5 protein-coding genes and 1 pseudogene are annotated in these 4,793 nt (G+C 53.3%); 5 read left to right on the top strand and 1 reads right to left on the bottom strand.

The genetic code is table 11. From position 1 onward, the window contains the following. Nucleotides 1-124, bottom strand: a pseudogene (locus D1646_RS24095) (resolvase); the annotation flags it as partial. 150 nt (nucleotides 125-274) lie between these two features. Here D1646_RS24095 and D1646_RS21775 point away from each other — a divergent pair. The 5 genes from D1646_RS21775 (at nucleotide 275) to mobC (ending at nucleotide 4,461) form a co-directional block, all read left to right on the top strand. Beyond that, nucleotides 275-661 (top strand): TnpV protein, encoded by a 387-nt coding sequence (locus tag D1646_RS21775; protein WP_160638434.1) that lies wholly within the window; start codon nucleotides 275-277, stop codon nucleotides 659-661. 533 nt (nucleotides 662-1,194) lie between these two features. Then, on the top strand, nucleotides 1,195-1,413 hold the full coding sequence (locus tag D1646_RS21780; RefSeq protein ID WP_160638435.1) for a transposon-encoded TnpW family protein: 219 nt from the start codon (nucleotides 1,195-1,197) through the stop codon (nucleotides 1,411-1,413). Beyond that, entirely contained in the window at nucleotides 1,410-3,425 is a 2,016-nt protein-coding gene (locus D1646_RS21785; protein WP_160638436.1) for a recombinase family protein, read from the top strand. Before D1646_RS21780 ends, D1646_RS21785 begins: the two co-directional genes overlap by 4 nt. Before the next feature lie 65 nt (nucleotides 3,426-3,490). Continuing rightward, entirely contained in the window at nucleotides 3,491-3,865 is a 375-nt protein-coding gene (locus tag D1646_RS21790) for a hypothetical protein (RefSeq protein ID WP_160638437.1), read from the top strand. A 263-nt stretch (nucleotides 3,866-4,128) separates the two neighbouring features. Then, the gene (gene mobC / locus D1646_RS21795) at nucleotides 4,129-4,461 is read left to right on the top strand and encodes a plasmid mobilization relaxosome protein MobC (RefSeq protein ID WP_160638438.1); all 333 of its coding nucleotides are present in this window, start codon (nucleotides 4,129-4,131) and stop codon (nucleotides 4,459-4,461) included. Nucleotides 4,462-4,793 lie beyond the last annotated feature (332 nt).

The raw sequence follows: 4,793 nt of genomic DNA on the forward strand, positions 1-4,793 counted from the left end.
GCATAGCGTCAAGCCCCGGACGCTTGAACGTAGTTCCCCGGATTCCGTCATCAGTAAAATGCCGGATATTGGTAAAGCCGTTCTTTCTTGCGTAGTCCTCCAAAATCCGCTTCTGAGAGTTAATATGTAGAGGGTGGTTTCTGCCACCAAATACATATGACTGCGGCTCATTTGTGGTGAATAAGATTTGCGGTTGTAGGAAAGGAGATAAAGACCTGTATCGCATTATCGGTAACCGCTACTGATAACATCTGAAATGACGGAGGGAAACGCTATGGACAAACTGGAACCAAGGATACATGACGAGGCGAATGGCCTTGATTATGTCCTTGACGGAGACTACTACATCCCGGCTGTCGAACTGCCGGAGGACGATGACCGTTCCATCGGGAAATGGGGGCGGATGCACCGGGCGTATCTGGAGGAAACAAACCCGCTTCTGCTCAACCACCTGATTTTGACGGGCAAGCTGCACACCTACCTTGCCGACCTCAACGAGCAGGCGCAGAACCGTCATCGGCTTATCATCAGGCAGATGGCCGCCGCCGAGGGTGTGACCGAGGATTTGAAGCGCCGGTCGCAGTGGGAGTGGATCAAGGCCATGAACAGTATTGTGAACCGCGCCGAGGAAAGTATCAAGCGAGAACTGATTTATGCATGACTTTCACCCGGCATTTGCACCAGCGCAAAAGCGTACAGGCTTCCGCAAGGCTCCCCCTATGGGCGGGACCTTGCGGGAGTTTTTCTTTTGCATTTGTACCATCGCTGACCGCCTATCCGCCGCCTTCCTCAAAAATTTTCTTCGGCAGGGCTTGACAAGAACGGATGTTTTGATTATAATAAGTTCATATTTGAACTGAATATCTAATGTCTATATAATACACATATTTCATTTGGCAGATACATAACCGACTGCGGAGAGCGTCCGCGGGCGGTTTTTTGTATCTGCTTTTCCTTTCTCATACATAACCAAAAATCCAGAAGCAGAAAGGTGGTGTGATTGACAACTGAACGACCGTCCAAGCAGCTATCACCCGGTGAAGTATGCCATGACCGAAAGCGAGCGTACCGAGGGTGAGACACAACGGCACAGCACCAACAAAGGGATTTGCCTGTCAGGAACTGCTTCGGGGAAACGGCTTCCCATATCAGAAATTTCTGTTTTTGAGTTTCAATGATATGAGAAAGGACACCATGACGAAAAACAACGAAAGCCAAAACTGCCAGTATATGACCCGGCGCATCGGCTCCACCACCTACAAGGTGAAGGTGGTCTTTTCCGACAACGGCAGCGAGACGATGGAAGAAAAAATTTTGCGGATGATCTGCAATGAGGGGCTGCAAAACGGCAAAGAACGTGGTATGATGGATGCACCACAAATGAGCCGTCAGTTTGGAAGGAGCGCATTATGAGCGCAAGACAGGCTGAAGAAAAGATAACAGCTTTATACGAGAGGCTCTCTCGTGACGATGAATCCGCTGGGGACAGTAATTCAATCGTAAATCAGAAAAAATACCTGGAGGGCTATGCTGCCCAGCACAGCTTCTCCAATATCGTCCATTACACCGATGACGGATGGTCGGGCGGCAACTTCGACCGGCCGGCATGGAAGCAGCTGGTGGCCGACATTGAGGCCGGGAAAGTGGCTCTGGTACTCACAAAGGACATGAGCAGAATCGGGAGAGATTATCTGCAAACCGGTTTTTATACGGAAGTCCTCTTTCGCAAATTCGGGGTGCGCTTCATCGCCATCGGCAACAGCATCGACAGCGATGATCCCAGTTCCAGCGAGTTCGCTCCCTTTGTCAACATCATGAGTGAGTGGTATCTGCGGGACCTGAGCCGCAAGCAGCGCACCGCCATCCGGGTCAAGGGCGAGTCCGGCAAGCCCACCACCAACTGCGCCATTTACGGCTACAAGAAAGACCCCAACGACAAATACCACTGGCTGATCGATGAGGAGGCCGCCGCTGTTGTGCGGCGCATCTTTCAGCTTACCATCGAGGGCCACGGCCCCTATGAGATCGCCACGATGCTCTGTGAGGAAAAAATCGAAACACCCGCCGTCTATTTTGCCAGACAGGGCCGGGGCGTATGGAAAAGCAAGGAGGACATCTCCCGTCCTTATAACTGGAACGGCTTTGCGGTGGGGCAGATCCTATCTAAGCCGGAGTATATGGGCCATACGGTCAACTTCCGCACCCACAAGGAATCCTACAAGGACAAACGTGCCGTTGTCCACGCCCCGGAGGACTGGCTGATTTTTGAAAATACCCACGGGGCCATCGTGGATAAAGAGACTTGGGAGCTTGCCCAGAAGCTGCGAAAGACGCCCCGCCGCTACGATACCATCGGCGAGGCCAATCCCCTGACCGGGCTGCTCTACTGCGCCGACTGCGGCGCAAAGCTGTATAATCACCGCTCACGGGGAAACGCCGCCAAGCCCTATCCGTCGGACTGGTTCGACTGCTCCACCTACACCCTGGCCCGACAATCTCACGACAGTGCTTGCAGTAATCACCACATCTCTACCAAGGCGCTACGGACGCTCATCCTGGAAACCATCCGCTCTGCAAGCGCCTACGCCATTTCCAATGAAACAGAGTTTATCCAGAAGGTGCGGGCGGCGTCCGAAGTCCGGCAGGCGCAGGCGGCGAAGGAACTGAAACGCAAGCTGGGCAAGGACAGGCGACGCTGTGAGGAACTGGACACCATCATCAAGAAGCTGTATGAATCCTACGCGGTGGGGCGCATTGGCGAGGAACGCTTTGACACCCTCCTTGCCGGGTATGAGCAGGAACAGGCAACGCTCCGGCAGTCTGTCACAGAAGCGGAAGTGGCGCTGGACAGCTTCGAGCAGGACACCGCCAATGTGGAACGCTTCCTCGCCCTGGCAAAGAAGTACACGGACTTTTCGGAACTGACTACGCCGATGATAAACGAGTTTATCGAGAAGATCATCGTCCACGCTCCAGAAAAGGTAGACGGCGACAGGACGCAGGAAGTGGACATCTACTTGAAGTTTATCGGGCGGTTTGACCTCCCGGCCCCGGAGCTGACGCCGGAGGAAGAAAAGAGACAGGCTTCCCTGCACCGGCATCGTGTCAAGAGCCGGGAACGCTATCAGATGATCAAGGCTGGCGAACACGCTGTCGGCCAGCCGTTCAAGCTGGTCTGCAAATGCTGTGGAGAAGAATTTGAATCCACGAGGTCGAACACTCTGTTCTGCGGCCCGAACTGCCGGGCGAAATTCTATCGGCAGGAGGCGGCGGCAAGCAGGAGCCGTGAATGCGTCTGCGGAAACTGCGGGAAGGCGTTCACCACGACCAGAAACGATGTGAAATACTGCTGTGAGGCTTGCCAGAGGAAGGTCCATAGCAAAATGCGGTATCGGCAGAAGAGGGCGGAAGCAGAAGCCGTATAAACACGGGATGGGGCGGGTCAGATATTTTTGGCCCGCCCCGTTCCGTGAAAGGAGGGACAAATCCCATGTGGAACTGTGACTGGGAATACGGAAATCAGGAAACGCTGAAGCTATGGTATGAAGAAAAACTCGCCGGGATAAGACCAAATTCCGCTGTACGGAAAATCGTCTGTAAGGGCTGTGGGCGGGATTTCTACACATTGATTGAAACCAAGAAATACTGCTATTATGGCCTGTGCGGGAACCGGGGTTATCAGAAGGATTTGAAGCAGCGGCGATTGGAAAAACGGCAAAACCGGATTTGCAAGGCCTGCGGAAAAAACTTTACACCCAAACGGTCGGATGCGGTCTATTGCTCCAATGCCTGCCGCCAGCGGGCGTATCGCCAGAGCGTTACGGATAAGGTGAGTGGTCAAATTGACCCCTTACCTCAATCGTAACGAATTTACGCATGGTGTTACGAATAATCAAGTGGTCAAAAGTACCACTTGATTATCTGTAACGGTTAGAATGAAATGCGTTACGGCTGTTGGTGGTGTCAAAATATGTCACCACCACTAACCGTAACAGAAACACGGAATATGTGCCGGACATGGGAATCTGCCTCCTGTGTCCGGCCATTTTTTGAAAATCTGATTTGTGGCACGATGTCGGAAATCAAAAACGGCTTGATTTTATTTGCGAGGGGAGGAGCCAAAAAGCAATGAGCAACCGAACCGAAGAACTGAAAATCCGCATCTCGCCGGAGGACAAGGAGCGGATAAAACTCAAAATGGAGGACGCCGGAATTCTGACTATGAGCGCCTATGTCCGCAAGATGGCGCTGGACGGAATTTGTATCCGGCTGGACCTGAAGGATGTGCGCCAGCTTACTGTCATGCTCCGGCGATGCTCCGATAATCTGAACCAGTACGCTAAACGGGCGAACGAAACCGGGAGCATCTATGCTGCGGACATTGAAGATTTACAGAACCGCCTGGACGAGATTTGGGAATTGTCCAGACAGTCGCTTGCGAGCCTTGCCGCAATCCGGTAGCGGCAAGAGGTACAGACCAGCCCCGTTTTTCTTTTTCCAGCAAGGCCGTGTCTGACGCTTCTCCGGCTCTCCAAGGGGCGAAAGCCCCGCCTGTTCCTGCGTAGCAGGAACAACAGCGTTCGTGAAACGAACGCGCAGCCAGCCCCGGCAACGGGGCTGTTCACAGGGTTTGGGGTACGGCCCCAACAAGCAGAAACTGCGGTTTCCGGCAACGCCGGGAACCGCAGTTTCGAGCCTTTGTGGGAACAAAGGCACTGCTTGCTACAATGGTGACACCCCCAAAACGGGGGAAGATGACCGCCCTATGCAGCGGCCCATACCCAAGCTACAAT

This window comes from Pseudoflavonifractor sp. 60, assembly GCF_009911645.1.
In the GTDB taxonomy this organism is placed as follows: Bacteria; Bacillota; Clostridia; order Oscillospirales; family Oscillospiraceae; genus Lawsonibacter.

Bases quoted from the DNA above. Each gene is read 5' to 3' on its own strand.
- D1646_RS21780 (WP_160638435.1), top strand. From the start codon at position 1,195: ATGACGAAAAACAACGAAAGCCAAAACTGCCAGTATATGACCCGGCGC.
- D1646_RS21785 (WP_160638436.1), top strand. From the start codon at position 1,410: ATGAGCGCAAGACAGGCTGAAGAAAAGATAACAGCTTTATACGAGAGG.
- D1646_RS21775 (WP_160638434.1), top strand. From the start codon at position 275: ATGGACAAACTGGAACCAAGGATACATGACGAGGCGAATGGCCTTGAT.
- D1646_RS21790 (WP_160638437.1), top strand. From the start codon at position 3,491: ATGTGGAACTGTGACTGGGAATACGGAAATCAGGAAACGCTGAAGCTA.
- mobC (WP_160638438.1), top strand. From the start codon at position 4,129: ATGAGCAACCGAACCGAAGAACTGAAAATCCGCATCTCGCCGGAGGAC.